Source organism: Wolbachia sp. wLmal, from assembly GCF_049435495.1.
In the GTDB taxonomy this organism is placed as follows: Bacteria; Pseudomonadota; Alphaproteobacteria; order Rickettsiales; family Anaplasmataceae; genus Wolbachia; species Wolbachia pipientis.
This window is the reverse complement of the sequence record NZ_CP185405.1, coordinates 60120-76218: the sequence shown is the minus strand read 5'-3', so window position 1 is coordinate 76218 and position 16099 is coordinate 60120. Positions and strand designations below refer to the sequence as shown.

17 protein-coding genes and 1 tRNA gene are annotated in these 16099 nt (G+C 35.1%); 15 read left to right on the top strand and 3 right to left on the bottom strand.

Annotated features, from left to right (window positions below; genetic code table 11):
- Positions 1–16 precede the first annotated feature (16 nt).
- From ACEL90_RS00360 to ACEL90_RS00320, 9 genes are all read left to right on the top strand, one after another.
- Positions 17–1093: a rod shape-determining protein gene (locus ACEL90_RS00360; RefSeq protein WP_423348974.1), complete on the top strand. Its 1077-nt coding sequence runs from the start codon at positions 17–19 to the stop codon at positions 1091–1093.
- 316 nt (positions 1094–1409) lie between these two features.
- Positions 1410–2522 carry a tRNA 2-thiouridine(34) synthase MnmA gene (mnmA, locus tag ACEL90_RS00355; RefSeq protein ID WP_423348973.1) on the top strand — a complete coding sequence of 371 codons (1113 nt, stop codon included), beginning with the start codon at positions 1410–1412 and terminating at the stop codon, positions 2520–2522.
- Positions 2523–3210: 688 nt separating this feature from the next.
- On the top strand, positions 3211–4434 hold the full coding sequence (locus ACEL90_RS00350; protein WP_423348972.1) for a WD1261 family protein: 1224 nt from the start codon (positions 3211–3213) through the stop codon (positions 4432–4434).
- Between the two features lie 52 nt (positions 4435–4486).
- Entirely contained in the window at positions 4487–5002 is a 516-nt protein-coding gene (gene ppa / locus ACEL90_RS00345; RefSeq protein WP_209473293.1) for an inorganic diphosphatase, read from the top strand.
- Positions 5003–5037: 35 nt separating this feature from the next.
- Positions 5038–5199, top strand: a complete 162-nt coding sequence (locus ACEL90_RS00340; RefSeq protein ID WP_010963140.1) for a hypothetical protein — start codon at positions 5038–5040, stop codon at positions 5197–5199.
- A 92-nt stretch (positions 5200–5291) separates the two neighbouring features.
- Positions 5292–5382, top strand: a tRNA-Ser gene (locus ACEL90_RS00335).
- A gap of 184 nt (positions 5383–5566) precedes the next feature.
- Positions 5567–6712, top strand: coding sequence for a SurA N-terminal domain-containing protein (locus ACEL90_RS00330; protein WP_423348971.1), 1146 nt, complete (start codon positions 5567–5569; stop codon positions 6710–6712).
- A gap of 103 nt (positions 6713–6815) precedes the next feature.
- On the top strand, positions 6816–7436 hold the full coding sequence (locus ACEL90_RS00325) for an oxidoreductase (RefSeq protein WP_155968434.1): 621 nt from the start codon (positions 6816–6818) through the stop codon (positions 7434–7436).
- Complete coding sequence (locus ACEL90_RS00320) at positions 7420–7971, top strand: 5-formyltetrahydrofolate cyclo-ligase (protein WP_155968432.1); 552 nt, start codon at positions 7420–7422, stop codon at positions 7969–7971. Before ACEL90_RS00325 ends, ACEL90_RS00320 begins: the two co-directional genes overlap by 17 nt.
- A gap of 44 nt (positions 7972–8015) precedes the next feature.
- On the opposite strand, the gene ACEL90_RS00315 is transcribed toward ACEL90_RS00320, so the two are convergent.
- Complete coding sequence (locus ACEL90_RS00315) at positions 8016–8606, bottom strand: hypothetical protein (protein ID WP_423348970.1); 591 nt, start codon at positions 8604–8606, stop codon at positions 8016–8018.
- An 11-nt stretch (positions 8607–8617) separates the two neighbouring features.
- Positions 8618–9019: a hypothetical protein gene (locus ACEL90_RS00310; RefSeq protein WP_423348969.1), complete on the bottom strand. Its 402-nt coding sequence runs from the start codon at positions 9017–9019 to the stop codon at positions 8618–8620.
- A 136-nt stretch (positions 9020–9155) separates the two neighbouring features.
- Between ACEL90_RS00310 and elbB the strand changes: the two genes are divergently transcribed.
- Together elbB and ACEL90_RS00300 are read left to right on the top strand one after the other, a co-directional pair.
- Positions 9156–9848 (top strand): isoprenoid biosynthesis glyoxalase ElbB, encoded by a 693-nt coding sequence (gene elbB, locus ACEL90_RS00305; protein WP_423348968.1) that lies wholly within the window; start codon positions 9156–9158, stop codon positions 9846–9848.
- A gap of 162 nt (positions 9849–10010) precedes the next feature.
- A complete protein-coding gene (locus ACEL90_RS00300) occupies positions 10011–10319 on the top strand; it encodes a hypothetical protein (protein ID WP_423348967.1) in 309 nt (102 codons plus the stop codon).
- 2 nt (positions 10320–10321) lie between these two features.
- On the opposite strand, the gene ACEL90_RS00295 is transcribed toward ACEL90_RS00300, so the two are convergent.
- Positions 10322–11869 (bottom strand): peptidoglycan D,D-transpeptidase FtsI family protein, encoded by a 1548-nt coding sequence (locus ACEL90_RS00295; protein ID WP_423348966.1) that lies wholly within the window; start codon positions 11867–11869, stop codon positions 10322–10324.
- 20 nt (positions 11870–11889) lie between these two features.
- Between ACEL90_RS00295 and ispH the strand changes: the two genes are divergently transcribed.
- From ispH to ACEL90_RS00275, 4 genes are all read left to right on the top strand, one after another.
- Entirely contained in the window at positions 11890–12819 is a 930-nt protein-coding gene (ispH, locus tag ACEL90_RS00290; protein ID WP_423349312.1) for a 4-hydroxy-3-methylbut-2-enyl diphosphate reductase, read from the top strand.
- A 429-nt stretch (positions 12820–13248) separates the two neighbouring features.
- Positions 13249–13506: a hypothetical protein gene (locus tag ACEL90_RS00285; protein ID WP_423348965.1), complete on the top strand. Its 258-nt coding sequence runs from the start codon at positions 13249–13251 to the stop codon at positions 13504–13506.
- A gap of 453 nt (positions 13507–13959) precedes the next feature.
- Positions 13960–15855 carry a molecular chaperone HtpG gene (gene htpG / locus ACEL90_RS00280; protein WP_423349311.1) on the top strand — a complete coding sequence of 632 codons (1896 nt, stop codon included), beginning with the start codon at positions 13960–13962 and terminating at the stop codon, positions 15853–15855.
- Positions 15856–15893: 38 nt separating this feature from the next.
- On the top strand, positions 15894–16097 hold the full coding sequence (locus ACEL90_RS00275; protein ID WP_423348964.1) for a hypothetical protein: 204 nt from the start codon (positions 15894–15896) through the stop codon (positions 16095–16097).
- Positions 16098–16099 lie beyond the last annotated feature (2 nt).

Here is a 16099-nt window from a genome sequence, read left to right as displayed (position 1 = left end):
TTTTCTTGAGTTATGTATGAGTTTTGTTCGAAAATTAACCGGAAAGTTTTATAGCCTTTTTACTTTCAAAGGTTTGTTTGCTAGCGATATTGCTATAGACCTTGGTACTGCAAACACTTTAGTTTATCAGAAAAATCAGGGAATAGTGCTTGATGAGCCTTCAGTTGTAGCAAGAATAAAAGAAAAAGGAAGTTACGTTCCTTATGCTTTTGGTAAAAAAGCTAAAATGATGCTTGGGAAAACGCCTGGAGAAATAGAGGCGATAAGGCCCTTAAAGGATGGAGTTATTGCTGATTTTAAAAGTGCGGAAGAAATGCTAAAATATTTCATACGCAGTGCAAACACAAAATTCACTGTTAATAAACCTAATATTATCATATGCGTTCCATCTGGATCCACGCCAGTTGAAAGGCGTGCTATACAAGATGCAGCAGAAAGTGCTGGTGCAAATGAAGTATTTTTAATTGAAGAACCAATGGCTGCAGCAATCGGAGCTGGGCTCCCGGTTACTGAACCTGAGGGTTCTATGATTGTTGATATAGGAGGCGGTACAACTGAAGTTGCAATTATTTCTTTAGGTGGAATTGTTTATTCACGTTCTGCCAGAGTAGGTGGCGATATTATGGATGAAGCAATAAAATCATATATTCGTGAAAATCATAAATTATTAATCGGTGAAACAACCGCTGAGAAAATTAAGAAAAGCATAGGTTCAGCCAGTCTGCCAGGTGAAAATAACAAAGAGGGAATGATAATTAAGGGCAGGGATTTAGTGAGTGGCATGCCAAAAGAAATGCTTTTATCAGAATACCAAGTTGCAGAGAGTTTAATAGAGCCTGTACATCAGATAATTTCTGCTATTAAGACTGCGCTGGAGAGCACTCCACCTGAACTTTCTTCTGATATAGTCGATAGAGGAATAGTTTTATCCGGTGGTGGTGGATTATTACGTAATCTAGGTAAAGTTATCAGTGAAACAACAAAATTACCGGTTCGTGTTGCAGATGACCCACTTTGTTGTGTTGCCTTAGGTAGTGGAAAAGTGCTTGAAAACATGGATTATTTTGGCCATGTTTTATTCAAGCAAGATTAAATTATTTTTGAAGGTAGTTTATTGAATTGTTTTGATGGAATTATGTAATATAAATGAGATCCCAGTGTCATGCACCAAGTAATTTGAAGGCAACTTCTAGCAGAAAAGGGTGTCATCCGAGTAGCTAACACTGGGATCCAGGAAACTTGATTACAAATAAATATGCTGTTTTAATGAATTTGTGTAATAGAAGCTAGATTCCAGTGTCAGCTACTTCCATGACATCATCTACTATGTAAATTGCCCCCAAATCAAAACGTTTGCACAGTTGTATGTTGGAATGACACAAGATTTGCGTTTATAAATTAAGGCGATTATGCTAAAAGAATTTGAAATTGAACCTCTGCTAAAAGATAAAGCTCCGCACCAGATCAAGGCTATTGTTGCAATGTCCGGGGGAGTTGATAGCTCGGTTGCTGCAGCACTGCTACATAACCTTGGGTACCAGGTGATAGGTGTAACTCTTCAGCTATATGGCACTGATGGCAATGCTAACGCAAGAAAGGGTGCATGCTGCGCTGGACAGGATATTTATGACGCTAAGCGTGTAGCTGAAAGTGTTGGCTTTCCTCACTATATTTTAAACTATGAGGAAATATTCAAAAAGGAAGTAATAGAGGATTTTGCGAGTACCTATATGCGTGGGGAAACTCCCATACCATGCGTGAGATGTAACCAAACGGTAAAATTTCGTGATCTATTGCAAGTTACAAAAAATCTTGGTGCGGATGTGCTCGTAACAGGACATTACGTGAGAAGGTTAGAAAAAAATGGTGAGGTAAAGTTGTGCAGAAGCATTGATAAAAGTAAAGATCAAAGTTATTTTTTGTTTGCTACAACTCAAGAGCAATTGAAGCTTTTGCGATTTCCACTAGGTGGGTTCTATAAAAGTGATATAAGAAAATTAGCAGAATATTTCAGCTTACAAATTTCTGAAAAGCCAGACAGTCAAGATATATGCTTTGTTTCCGAAAGCTATAGTAAAACAATAGCTAAATTAGCTCCACAATCCGTACAGAAAGGCAGAATTGTGGATGTGAATGGAAAAGTGCTAGGTGAGCACAGTGGCATAGTAAATTTTACAGTGGGGCAAAGAAAGGGCTTGGGTATCGCACACAATGAACCTCTTTATGTGATAAAAATTAATACAGAAAATAATGAGGTTATAGTAGGTCCGATCAACGTATTAATGCAAAAAAAAATATTGATCAAGGAGTTAAATTGGTTAGAACAACCAAAGGAAAGTATGGAAGTAACTGTGAAGCTGAGATCATCACATGCGGGAAGTTTAGCAACAATACATTCAATTGACGAAAAAAATAAAGCCTGTGTCATTTTAAACGACGATTACTTTGGCATCAGTCCTGGTCAAGCCTGTGTAGCGTATAAAGATGAGCAAGTAATTGGCGGTGGATGGATATGTTCTTAACTAAAAGCTTTAATGCAGAGTGTAAACATACAATAGACTTCTTGCATAACCATATAACAGAAACGAAAAAACTTCCTTGACAAACCTCGCCAGCCCCCTTATCATGAAACTGGGGCTATTTATTTATCTTCTCTGTACAGATTAAATGACAAAAAAACTCACGTATCTGGCGTCCCATGTTTAATTTTTTGCACTATGTGCACCTTATGTCTTTATCAAATTTCTAGCTACACAAGCTGAAATACGCTATTTAAAACATCAAAAAACGCCAACTTAAAAAATGGATAGTGAATAATTAGCTACCCTAGGGTTTCTTTTGCCTTTTTTTTCGTTTGGTAAATTTCTTAATGTTTGCAGCTAAACGACAACCGTCATCCCAGCGGGATCTAAAGATACCGCGAATGAATCGCGGTATGACGGTTCGCGGCGGCATAAAGATAAGTCTCGTCATCCCGCTGCGTGTTAGCGGAATCTCTTGTTAGCGCTGCGGCGGTATGATGGTTCGCAGTGGCATGACGATAAGCCTTGTCATCCCGCTACGTGTTAGCGGGATCTCTTGTTAGTGCCGCGGCGGTATAGCTATACCTTTTTCTACTTAGTTTGGGTTATGCAAGAAGTCTAATAACATTTATTGCTATTTTGCCATGTATCCCTTATACTATAAAGTAGAACATTATAGGTTTCAGCAATGATAAAAGAAATTGAAGAACTAATAAAAATTGTTGGTAAGGGTAATTTATTAGAGACGTTATTTATTTTTTTAGGTAGCTTTCAACATACTGACTTAGGTCGTTTTATGGATCACAGAAATCATTTTGGTTTGTCTGAATTCATTAGAAAAAAAGAGGAACCATTAGATAAATATTTTAACTTAAAATTTAGTCTACAAGGGCTGTTTTTAATTTATGCTCAAGCTTATCAAATTCTAAGTGAAAACAATAACCTGAATACTAAAGATGTCATAGATAAAATATATGAAGTTATTAAAGGATCTGAGTTAAATGAATATATAAATGAAGTAGTAGATGGAAGAAAATTAGATTTACTTAACATCTTAGCAAATCCAAAGAGAGAACCAATATTTAAAACAGAAGAAGATTTTGAAAATAAAGTACTCATTGGTCTTAGAAAGTTACTAAGTGAAGGAAATACATTAAACAAATATGACAGAGAATTTGCATTAAATAAGTGCGTTATCAGCAGCTATTATTCCATTCATGACATAAAAGCAGATAAAGATATAGCATTGTTCTTTTCTTTGGGTGGTCACTATAAAGAACTTTCGTCATCTAACAAAACAGTAAAAAGAGAAGTATTAGAGATATGTGAGAATCAGTTAATAGAGAGCTATATAATGTTCTTAGCTGGCAAATTACACATGATCGGATTATCAAGTAGAGATAAATATACAATCGACCATGAGAATGTGGATCGGCAAGAGAAAGCATTGAAAATGGATGGATTAATATATCCTATAAATACAAAAAACACCCTAGAGCAACTGTTAAAAAACCAAAATAGTGATGAATTTGAACAATTAATAACGAGCCCTGATAATATATACTACTCAGTGCTGCAAGAAGAGAATGAATGTAGGCCAAATCCTATCACCAGCAAGAAAAAAGAAAAAGACCATAAAAACACAGTCTGTAAACTTATTTTAGGTATGTTTGTATTATCTGTTGGGTTATATGTTGCTGATTATTTCTTTATGGAGCAAAAATTATCTAATCCAATAAAAGGTGTCCTACCACAGGATAATTTTGCTAATCTAGTAATTGCTGCAGTGCTTACTATCGTAATAGTATATGCTTTATTTCAATTATCACAGGAACCACCACTTTCAACAGTCAATAAGATGACGAATGAAAATTTAGGACAGCCCGTGCAAAATAAGTTTAGAATTACATAAATGTAGCAACTTAAAAGCATATATTGTATAATCTTAAGTTAAGAGGTGATTTATGGATTTAAGTAAAATAACAGCGGGACCAAATGCGGTGAATGTGGTAATTGAAATAAGTGCAAATGCTGAGCCTGTAAAGTATGAATTTAATAAAGAGCTTGGGTTGTTACAAGTTGACAGATTTTTATCTACCTCAATGACTTATCCTTGCAATTATGGATTTATACCAAATACCTGCGCAGGTGATGGTGACCCTGTGGATGTTTTGGTGCTAACTCAATTTCCCTTAGCATCTAGTGTTTTAATATCGGTACGTCCAATAGGCGCATTACTCACTAAAGATGAAAAAGGAGAAGATGAGAAAATATTAGCAGTGCCTGTTTCCAGTGTTGATAGCTATTATGACAATATAAAGGACTATTCTGACTTATCTAAAAGCCTACTAGATAAAATTACTCATTTCTTTTCTCATTATAAAGATCTAGAAAAGGGAAAAACGGTAGCAGTTGGAGAATGGGTTGGTGTAGAAGAAGCAAAACAAATTGTTGCAAGCTCTATTAAAAGCGGAAATTAGTTTTTGTTGATTTATAGCTAAAGTGGCTCTACGATTTGAAAAATAACAAATTCGTCATTCCGCTACTCGTTAGCGGAATCTATACCGCGCACAACTGCACGAACATTGCAATATGGCACATAGTAAACGATGTCATCCCAGTGCGTGACACTGGGATGACAAGAAAGGGAGCACTGGAATTTTTGTTTCAGCATTAGCCATGCATCTGAACAGATACAAATATTGCAATTAAAAGCATTAGACAGGTGGTAGAGGTCTTGGTATTATATAATCTTTAGGTTCTAAATTTGGAAGGGTGGCCGAGCGGCTGAAGGCGGCGGTTTGCTAAACCGTTATACGACCCAAAAGTCGTATCGAGGGTTCGAATCCCTCTCCTTCCGTATACTGTTTTTAGCACGGTTTAAATTCGCTATATTAGCATGTTTTTAGCCTATTTACCAGCGTACCTGATTTTGTTGCAATGGTTTTTATTTCCATTGTCACTGAGATCACTATTAAAAAGTTGGCTAGCATTGACTCAGTATTTATTATAGAATTGGTTATTAACTAAACAACTTTACTTGTATGTATAAAATACTAATTTTACTGTTGATAGTGTTGCCACTTAGGTTGCTTGCAACCGAGATTGAAATTGTTGCAGATGTAAATGGTGAACCAATTTCAAATTTAGATATCGAAAAACGCATCAACTTTATAAATTCATTGTTTGGCACTCAAAGTGTTAATCAAAAAGAAGCAAAGCCTCAAATTCTTAGGGAGCTAATAGACGAAATTATCATTATCAATGAAGCACAGAGGCTGAATATAAAATTGAGCAACGAGGAGTTAGATAATGCTATTATGTTATTTTTAACCCAAAGTTTTAAACTTAAGGCTAATGAAGTTGATCAATACATAGAGAAGCATAATATAGATCTTGGTATTTTAAGAAAACAAATAAAATGTCAGTTACTGTGGAGCAAAATTATTGAAGTAAGAATTGTGCCATTTATTAATATAAGCGATAAAGAAGTAGATGATGTAAAAAGGCAAGCAGAAAAGCCGGATTATCTTATCACGTTCCAAGAGTTTATAATTCCTGATCAAAAAGACAAGGACGTTTATGGTATAGCTGAAGATTTAGTAAAAAAATTACGCAACAGTAATAACCCAGAATCTCCAATAAAGATGCGTAAAGCAACAGTTAATTTAAGTCAGCTAAAAGGAAAACTCAAGAGCGTTTTAGAAGGATTAGAAACCAGCGACATAGCAGGTCCATTCAGTTTCAGTGAAGGTTACTCCGTTATAAAAGTAATAGATAAAGTACAACCTAATCATGCACTGCTGGAAAGCACTTTAAAATTAAAACAGATTGTGGTTGAAGGTTCAGAAAGTTTATTAGATAATCTCAAGGAGCAAAAAGTTAATTGTTTAAATTTTGATAAATTAGCAGATAATTTTAAGCTGCCAAACGCAAAAGAATTTGAAATAAAAATGCGAGATTTAAATCCTGATTTACAGATTTTATTTAGTAAAACAAGTGTGAATGAAATAGTAGAATTGAGAGAAAATGGCACTGCAAAGTTGATGATGTTGTGTGATATCAAGAGTAATGTAGCGGGTATAGAAGCAATCAAACAGAAAATGTACCAACAAAAGATTATGATACAAAGCAACTTGTTATTAGATGATATGCGTAAAAATGCAGCTATCAGTTATCGGTATAGTTGAAGTCAGAGAGTGTCCTTGTCTCTGTCTTTGTGTATAGAACTATATAAATTACTTTGTTCTATAAAATTTCAAAAAATTTGAACAAATGTAGTTAAAATAGCACATGAAGAATATAATGCTAATTGGTGGTGGAGTTGGAAATGCAGTGTTATTTTCGATAGGGAAGGCATGTCTTGAAAATAATAACAAGGTTTTGTACTTCGCTGGCTATAAGAAGTTAAGTGATGTATTTAAACGAGCACTGATAGAGCGTGCATCAAATGCAGTAGTTTGGGCATGTGAAGAAGGATTGATAGAAACAAGCAGAGATCAAGATAAATCCTTTCATGGTAATATAGTTGATGCAATAGTCTCTTATCAACAAGGAAGATTAGGTATTAATTTGAACGTTATAGATAAAATTATCACTATTGGTTCTGATAAAATGATGAAAGCTGTGAATGAAGCTAGAAAAACAATTTTAAAGCCATATCTGAAGTCAAGTCATATAGCAATATCGTCAGTTAATTCTCCTATGCAGTGTATGATGAAAGAAATCTGCGCTCAGTGTGTGCAGCAGCATATAAATGCGAAAACAGGAGAAAGGAGTTTTGTTTATAGCTGCAGTAATCAAGACCAGGATATGGAATTTATTGACTTTGATTTTTTAAGTGAGCGCTTGAAGCAAAATAGTTTACAAGAAAAACTTACTGCGAAATGGATAGATCATGTTCAAAGATATTAAACAGCACAAAAAGGAAATAAGAGAGCAATATAGAGCTATAAGAAAAGATATTGATGAAAGTTATTCCAGTTATGCGGCAAATTCCCTTATTAATCTCTTTAATCAGAACTTAAGCTACGTTAAAGGCAAAACAATAGCAGCTTACATTCCAATGGATGAGGAAATAGATGTTGTGCCTTTGATGCATAGTTTACTCGATTTAGATTATAAAGTAGCAATTCCTAATAAAAATAAGTTACTAAAATTTGAGGAATGGAACGAAACAAATGAAGATGTAATTCCCGACACAATCATTACTCCTGTTATTGCTTTTGATGATCATTTTAATAGATTGGGTTTTGGCGGTGGTTGGTATGATACAATGATAGAAAAACTGCGGCCACTTGGAAAAATATTTATAGGTGTAGCCTATGAGAAACAATATTGTAAAGATTTACCTGTAGAAAAACATGATCAAAAATTGGATATTATAATCACTGAGATGTGTGTTAGATGTGGAAGTGGATTGCTCAAAAAAGTGGATAAAAAGGAGTAGCGTAACCCCACTTTCTGATAGTAATTTTTGCGTAAAAAAATGCATCAACTTGGTCCTGTGATTCCTCCTTCACTAACTCGTGCAGCACTTGAAATACCTAAGTGAGAATTTGGCTTCATTTCCTGAGCTTTCTCATTAACTTTTTGTTCTACCTCTTTTATGTCACTACCAATTGCCATAATTTTAGGTTGAAATTCGCTCATAAAACCTACAAGTTTCTCCATATCTTCCTCATGAGTACTAGTACCCTTGCTCATAAGATTGTTCAAAAGACCAGCCTTATCTTCCCTTATTAACTGTCCTATTGCTGCTAGTTGCTCTTGATTCTGAAGCATTTTTATTATTTTTATTTCATTACTAAGCATTGTTCTTTCTCCTTCATCAGCTTCAAGATTCTTTTCCATTAAATTACTTATTAACTTTTCAAAATTATTTTCTCTTCTTTGAACCTCAGGTAATTTATCTATTAAATCCTTATATGAACTTTTCACTGCTTTTCCTGCTTCAATCGCTCCTTCTTTTATTTTTTCCCCTGCCTTTCCTATACCTATTCCTACATAACGTGCTCCAATAGCCACAAGCGCTATTAATGTAGCAAGGACAATAAGCGGAGAAAATGCTGCTCCTAATACCATTACGGCAGAAGCTATTCTAATTTTTTATTTGCAGAGGCTGATTTAGAATAATTGACTAGATTATCCAGTGGACCTTTATTATTATTTATAACATTACTTATTGCTTGTTGGTTAACAGATTTTAACGCCTCTTCTATTATTTTTGAGTCAACATTTTCAGAAGTTAAATCTTTAAGTGCTTCTTCAATGAGTTTTATAAATAATTCTTTATTTACCTCCTTTTGCAAGCCTTGGTCATTAATTGCTAAACCTAAATCTTTGAGGTTCATCCCTTTAACTTGTTCTGATAGGGTTGTAAATAACTCTTTTTTCCCCTCTTGTGAGGATTGTGCAATACTTTCTATTATATCTGAAATAGCTTTTCTTAGTTCTGGATAGTCAGTGTCAAAAAACATACTATTGCTAGATTCCATATTCAGCTTCGTTGATTATAAATATGCCTAATTATACATACTAATCATTAATTATATTATAATTGATATAATATACCCCTTTCCAAATATAGAATTTGTATTAAAATATCTAGATTATATGAAATCAAGGTACTTTATGGGTGAAAAAAAATTAAAAGCTGCTGTGGTCTTATCAGGGTGTGGTCACCTTGACGGTGTAGAGGTAAGAGAAGCGGTTTTAAGTTTGCTTGTGCTTGATCAGCAGGAAGTGGATGTTAAATGCTTTGCACCTGATATCAATATCACACAAGTTATGAATCATAGAACAAAAGAGGCAACAAAAGAAAAAAGGAATGTACTTGTGGAAGCAGCAAGAATCGCAAGAGGCGAAATATATGACTTAAAAGAAGCCAAAGCTGAAAATTTTGACATGCTAGTTGTACCTGGTGGATACGGGGTTGCGAAAAATTTATCTGACTTAGCTGAAAGTAAAGACATGGTGACAGTAATGCCTGAATTTGAAAGATTAGTTTCAGAATTTTTTGTTACAAAAAAGCCAATAGGAGCGATATGCATATCTCCAGCCATCATTGTTTCAATTTTAAGTAGCAAGATAGGTAAAGAAGAAAGTAAGGTTAAGGTAACTATAGGAGATGACAGAGAACAGTTGATAGAAAGGCTTGGCGGCGAGCACATAAAATGCGATACAGAGTTATCAATAGAAGACGAAGAACATAATGTATTTTCCTGTTCTGCTTATATGCGTAGCGACGAAAGTACATACTCTGTATATCAAGGGATAAAGCATATGATTGACAGCATGGTAAAAAAGATTAACAAAAAAAACTAAACAGCCATTCCTCTAAGATATAGTAATTTAGACTTCCTTACACAATTAACTGTTGAATTTTACATTCTTAGCTGTATTATGGCTAAAGTGCTCTAGGTTTACTGACTATAACGGTATGGCGTAGGGCTTTAGCTCTTTTTTTATAAACGTGAGGTGTTTTATATGTCAGACCTTTTCTATATTGAAACTACGTGTTGTGTGGACGGTCAGTGTGATGTCTATACAGGGAAAGTGAGTTTTAATGATGTCATGTCAGGCAAGTTCAGTCTAAATTCGTGCAGCGGGAAAGAAGCTATGATAAATCTAGACATTATTACATTCGATATTAATATCGCTATTGATGGTCAAAATGGAAAGACAATAAAAAAAGACCTTAAAGGTCTTGAATTTGTAACTAAAGATGATGGTTCTTGGTATATTAATAAGGATTTTGGTGATGATAAATTTGAAGTTGTAGTAAAGCAATCATAATTTTACATCTCAGGTGTAACATTTAGTATAGGCGCTATTCTATTTATAATGTTTTTTACTATAGGCGCAGCAATTATTCCCCCGGTATGGTGCATTCCTTGAGGCTCATCAATAGCAATTAGCACTATGTACCTTGGGTCAAGCATAGTTAGCACTCCTATAAATGATGCTATGTTTGCATCTTTGCTATATTTACCATCTACAACTTTTTCCGCCGATCCAGTTTTTCCTCCTATTGAATATGCCTTTATTTTTGCTTTTCTGCCAGTGCCATCTGTTACTGCTGCACGTAATAATTTTCTCATTTCCCTGGAAGTTCTTCTTGAGATAATTTGCTCTCCTATACTTCTTTTATTCAACATCAAGGTTGCGTTATGAAATATCCCATTGTTGATTAATGCTGCTGCAGTTTGTGCAAGATGTATAGGAGTTACAGCTATGCCATAACCATAAGATGCTGTTATTAAAGTGTTTTCACTCCATTTATCCGGGATTATCGGTGTGGATTTTTCTGGTATTTCTATTTTCAAAGGAGAAAATAGCTTCATAGCTTTAAAGTATTCTACCTGTTTTTCAATACCTAGTTTGACTGCAATTTTTGCTGCACCAATGTTGGATGATTTTACAAATATATCTTGCACAGTAATTTTTGGAATTTTAGATTTATGAAAATCCTGAATTTTATACTTTCCAATGGTGATTGGTGTTGATACGTTATATAAATCGCTAGTTTTTGTAGCGTTCGCATCAAGCGCTGCGGCTATTGTAAAGTATTTTAATACCGACCCCATCTCATATACCCCAAGACTGGCGCGATTAAACTTTTGTACGTCTTCTGCCTTATTCTGTAAGTTGGGATTAAAATCAGGTAGGCTGACCATCGAGATAACTTCACTATTTCTCACATTTAAAACAATTCCTACTCCGCCAAGTGCCTGATATCTGCTTACAGCTTTAGTTAGCTCTTCATGCACTATGCTTTGCACTCGTGTATCTAAGGATAGTATTATGGGCTTTTCTTGCTCATTATTTTTACTTATATATGCCTCAACTCCTGCAATACCGTTGCCATCTATGTCAGTGTAACCAAGCACGTGTGAAAATAAATTACTGTGAGGATATATACGCTTTATGTCGTCATAAAAATTTACTCCTGGTACACCAGCGTTTTTGATCGCTAGTAATTCTTTTGGAGTCAAGTGCCGCTTTATCCAAGCAAATTTCTTTTCTGAAGTAAGTACTCTATATAAGTTCTTGTATTCGAGGTCATGCAAAGTAGAACACAGTTGTGCTGCTATACTTTCCGGATTCTTTACTTTGGTTGCATCTATATATAGTGATGTTGTGGGCACATTTGTTGCTATTACCACTCCATTTCTATCTAAAATATCAGGTTGTTTATGTACTATATTATCTTTTCTAAAATTTTCTGAAGTAGTAGGTTGATCAAATGTTAAAGAGAATATGCGAAAAATAATTATTATATAAAATATAAATAATGGTACTATAAAACACAGTGAGCGGAGCTTATTTTTAAGTAATGCTTGCATATTTACTTGATTTGACAAAAATGGAAGTCATCTTAGCTGAACCACGAGGTTTTTGTGCCGGGGTAAAAAGAGCTGTGGACATATTAGCTATTACTTTAGAAAAATACAAAAACGAGCGCCAAGTTTATGTGCTACACGAAATTGTTCACAATAAATATATAGTAGAGGACTTTAAGAAACAAGGAGTGGTTTTTGTAAGCAGTATCGAGGAAATTGAAGGTAATGAAGGAATACTGATCTTCAGCGCGCACGGAGTATCAAAAAATATAGAAGATGAGGCAAAAAGAAAGGGTATTCAAGTGATTGATGCAACATGTCCTTTAGTCAACAAAGTGCATAAAGAAGCAAAAAGGTATGAAAACAGTGGTAAAGAATTAATTCTCATTGGGCATGAAAACCATCCAGAAGTTAAGGGAATTAGGGGAAGAGTAAACAATCCTATCACTTTAGTGCAAACTTTGCAGGATGTATATGATTTAAAGGTTAAAGATCCAGATAATTTGTCTTATGTTACACAAACTACGTTAAGCATCGACGATACCCGTGACATTATTGCTGCCTTGAAATTAAGGTTTCCAGGCATAACAGGTCCAGATTTAAAGGACATATGCTATGCAACGCAAAACAGACAAAATGCTGTTAAAAAGCTAGCTGAAATTGTAGACATGGTATTAGTTGTAGGAAGTAAAAATAGCTCAAATTCAAACCGCTTATTAGATCTGTGCACTGCCAGAGGAAAAAGAGCCTACTTGATTGATAATTACAGCTGTGTGAATAAAAGCTGGTTTCAGGGCGTAGAAAAGATAGGAATCACCGCAGGTGCTTCCGCTCCTGACATATTAGTTGATGAATTAATAGACTACCTAAAAGTAAACCTGAGTGTAAAAATTTCAGTTATGCCAGGTGGTATTACTGAAAATGTTCAGTTTAAAATACCGAATCTGGTTTAAAACACAACTTATCTACTAAACTTCTCTTGAAATCACACAAACCAGCATCTATAGCTAAGACGTCATACCGCGATTCATTAGACTTCTTGCATAACAAACTTTTGGCAGCGCATTGGATGAAACGAAAAAACTTGCTTGACAAACTCCGCCAGCCCTCTTATCATGAAACTGAAGCTATTTATTTATCTTCGCAATCTCTGCAGTGGATTAATGACAAAAAAACTTGATGTATTTGGCGTAAATCATGCTTAATTTTTTGCACTATGTGCACCTCATGTCTTTATCAAATTTCTAGCTACACAAGCTGAAATACGCTATTTAAAACATCAAAAAACGCCAACTTAAAAAATGGATAGTGAATAATTAGCTACCCTAGGGTTTCTTTGCCTTTTTTTCGCTTGGTAAATTTTTTAAATATTTACGGCTAATATGAAGCTAAGTACGAACTTTGTTAAACACAACAAATGGTGTCATCCCAGTGCCCAAACACTGGGATCCAGTTTTCTTTACAAATTCACCAAAAGTGTTTCATTCTATAACATAAAACCCATACTCACCAAATCCAATGCATTACTTGCAATTAAGTTTCCTGGATCCCAGTGTCTGGGCGCTGGGATAACAAAGGAGGACGTTATTCCAGTGCCAAGCACTGACCATTTCTGGTCTCTTAAATTGCAACTAATCTAAGTATTAAAAAATTTACCAAGCGAAAAAAAGGCAAAGAAACCCTAGGGTAGCTAATTATTCACTATCCATTTTTTAAGTTGGCGTTTTTTGATGTTTTAAATAGCGTATTTCAGCTTGTGTAGCTAGAAATTTGATAAAGACATGAGGTGCACATAGTGCAAAAAATTAAGCATGATTTACGCCAAATACATCAAGTTTTTTTGTCATTAACCCACTGCAGAGATTGCGAAGATAAATAAATAGCTTCAGTTTCATGATAAGAGGGCTGGCGGAGTTTGTCAAGCAAGTTTTTTCGTTTCATCCAATGCGCTGCCAAAAGTTTGTTATGCAAGAGATCCCATAAATTGGGTGTCATAATAACTACACCCACATTAATTTTGGTGTACGTGACCTTGAAAGATCGTGATTCAATACTTAAATTATTAGGGTGGTAGGCAAATAATGGAGCTCAAAATGCATAATGTACAAGAAACTGAAAATTTAAAATTTGACGCTGAGGTGGGGAAAGTACTGAATATAGTGATTCATTCACTTTACACCAATAAAGACATTTTTCTGCGTGAATTAATATCAAATGCATCAGATGCATGTGATAAGTTGCGCTATGAATCTCAACTAAACCCTAATTTGCTAGATTTGAGTGACGAATTAAAAATCACTATCAGCTCCAATAAAGATAAGAACGAGCTATATATCACTGATAATGGCATTGGAATGAATAGACAGGATTTAATAGACAATCTTGGTACAATTGCAAGCTCTGGTACGCAAAAGTTCTTGGATGCGATTAAGAATAGCAAGGATTCAAGCCAAACTGTGGAGCTGATTGGGAAGTTTGGTGTTGGTTTTTACTCAAGCTTTATGGTTGCATCAGAAGTAATAGTAGAATCGAGAAAAGCTGGAGAAGAGGAGTCTTGGATCTGGCAATCCAAAGGAGATGGGGAATATTCAATCAGCAAGTCAGATAATCAAGTCCCTCGCGGAACCAAAATTACGCTCATTATGCATCCTGAAGAAAACGAGTTTTTAGATAAATTTCGTGTTGAAAATATTGTCACTACTTACTCTGATCACATAAATTTTCCTGTTGAATTTATAGACGAAGAAGGAAAAAGTGAAAAGTTAAACAGTAAGGCTGCAATTTGGACTAAGCCAAAAAATGACGTTACTCAAGAGGAGCACAACGATTTTTTCCGCAGTGTTGCCCACGTTGGCGGGGAGCCCTGGATGATATTGCATAATAAAAATGAAGGTGCAATAGAATATACAAATTTGCTTTATGTTCCTTCTATAAAACCTTTTGATTTATTCCATCCAGATAGACGTTGCTCTGTGAAGTTATATGTAAATAAAGTATTTATCACTGAAGATAACGTACAGATTATACCACAATACTTGCGTTTTCTGAAAGGCGCGGTTGATTCACCGGACTTGCCTCTTAATATCAGCAGAGAAACGCTGCAGAATAATCGTGTTGTTGAGCAGATCAGAAAATCTCTCACTAAGCGTGTGATATCAGAGCTCGGTAAAAAAGCAAAAGAGAATTTAGAGGAATATACAAAATTCTGGACCAATTTTGGTGCAGTTTTAAAGGAAGGTCTTTGTGAAGCTATGCCAACTGATGAGAGAGAAGCACTACTCTCAATTTGCAGATTTCATAGTACTGGTGATGAGAAATTAGTCAGCATTGATGACTATATAAGCAGAATGAAGCCTGAGCAGGAACATATCTATTATCTCACCGGAAATAGCCTCGATTCAGTGAAAAACAGTCCGCAACTTGAGGGGTTCGTCAGTAAAGGGCTGGAGGTTCTTCTGTTCGTTGATCCAGTGGATGATTTCTGGACTAGTGTAATTCATGAATATAAAGATCAAAAGTTTAAGTCTGTGACTCGCGCTGATGTTGATTTGGAAAAATTCTCTTCAGAAGAAGATAAGAAAAATGAAGAAAACAAATCGAATGAAGAAAAAACTGAGGAAACTATATTGCAATATTTTACCACAGTGCTTGGAGATTCAGTAAAAAGCGTAAAAATTTCCAAAAAATTGACTGATAGTCCCGTATGCCTAGCGGTTGATGAAGGTGCTATGGATCTTCGCATGGAGCGTTTTTTGCGTGAACAAAAGCAGCTAAATTACCGCACGCCAAAGATGCTTGAAATTAACACTAAGCATCCTGTAATAAAGAGTATAATGAAATCTTATGCTGAAAGTGGTGAAAACCCAACATTGGAGGACATGGTTCACTTATTGTTTTACCAAGCTTGCATCGTGGAAGGCGAAGAGATGGATGACGCGAGCAGCTTTGCTAAGAGACTGAATAATTTGCTTGGCAAGATTTCTGTTTAATGCTATACTTAGCTTAGCTGCTAGTTAGGAGGTAAAACATGTTTGGTTCCAATTTTAGAGACTTTGTATCACAAGATACAACTTCACAGGGCCAATCAAATTCTGAAAGATTAATCAAAAGTTGGCATGGTTTTGAAAAACCAGATTCTGAAGGTTCAGGTATTGAAGAAGAGTTTGAAGTTTTAGATAGCGAAAGTCAAGAGATACCAGCTACTCCATGTAGCACACCCCTGAAGATCTAAGT

Excerpts from the sequence above, each read along its gene's own strand:
- ppa (WP_209473293.1), top strand. The coding sequence starts at position 4,487 with ATGGATTTAAGTAAAATAACAGCGGGACCAAATGCGGTGAATGTGGTA.
- ACEL90_RS00295 (WP_423348966.1), bottom strand. The coding sequence starts at position 11,869 with ATGCAAGCATTACTTAAAAATAAGCTCCGCTCACTGTGTTTTATAGTA.
- ispH (WP_423349312.1), top strand. The coding sequence starts at position 11,890 with ATGGAAGTCATCTTAGCTGAACCACGAGGTTTTTGTGCCGGGGTAAAA.
- ACEL90_RS00285 (WP_423348965.1), top strand. The coding sequence starts at position 13,249 with ATGAAGCTAAGTACGAACTTTGTTAAACACAACAAATGGTGTCATCCC.
- ACEL90_RS00360 (WP_423348974.1), top strand. The coding sequence starts at position 17 with ATGAGTTTTGTTCGAAAATTAACCGGAAAGTTTTATAGCCTTTTTACT.
- ACEL90_RS00300 (WP_423348967.1), top strand. The coding sequence starts at position 10,011 with ATGTCAGACCTTTTCTATATTGAAACTACGTGTTGTGTGGACGGTCAG.
- ACEL90_RS00350 (WP_423348972.1), top strand. The coding sequence starts at position 3,211 with ATGATAAAAGAAATTGAAGAACTAATAAAAATTGTTGGTAAGGGTAAT.
- mnmA (WP_423348973.1), top strand. The coding sequence starts at position 1,410 with ATGCTAAAAGAATTTGAAATTGAACCTCTGCTAAAAGATAAAGCTCCG.
- ACEL90_RS00275 (WP_423348964.1), top strand. The coding sequence starts at position 15,894 with ATGTTTGGTTCCAATTTTAGAGACTTTGTATCACAAGATACAACTTCA.
- ACEL90_RS00315 (WP_423348970.1), bottom strand. The coding sequence starts at position 8,606 with ATGGTATTAGGAGCAGCATTTTCTCCGCTTATTGTCCTTGCTACATTA.
- htpG (WP_423349311.1), top strand. The coding sequence starts at position 13,960 with ATGCATAATGTACAAGAAACTGAAAATTTAAAATTTGACGCTGAGGTG.
- ACEL90_RS00320 (WP_155968432.1), top strand. The coding sequence starts at position 7,420 with ATGTTCAAAGATATTAAACAGCACAAAAAGGAAATAAGAGAGCAATAT.
- elbB (WP_423348968.1), top strand. The coding sequence starts at position 9,156 with ATGGGTGAAAAAAAATTAAAAGCTGCTGTGGTCTTATCAGGGTGTGGT.
- ACEL90_RS00310 (WP_423348969.1), bottom strand. The coding sequence starts at position 9,019 with ATGGAATCTAGCAATAGTATGTTTTTTGACACTGACTATCCAGAACTA.
- ACEL90_RS00325 (WP_155968434.1), top strand. The coding sequence starts at position 6,816 with ATGAAGAATATAATGCTAATTGGTGGTGGAGTTGGAAATGCAGTGTTA.
- ACEL90_RS00330 (WP_423348971.1), top strand. The coding sequence starts at position 5,567 with ATGTATAAAATACTAATTTTACTGTTGATAGTGTTGCCACTTAGGTTG.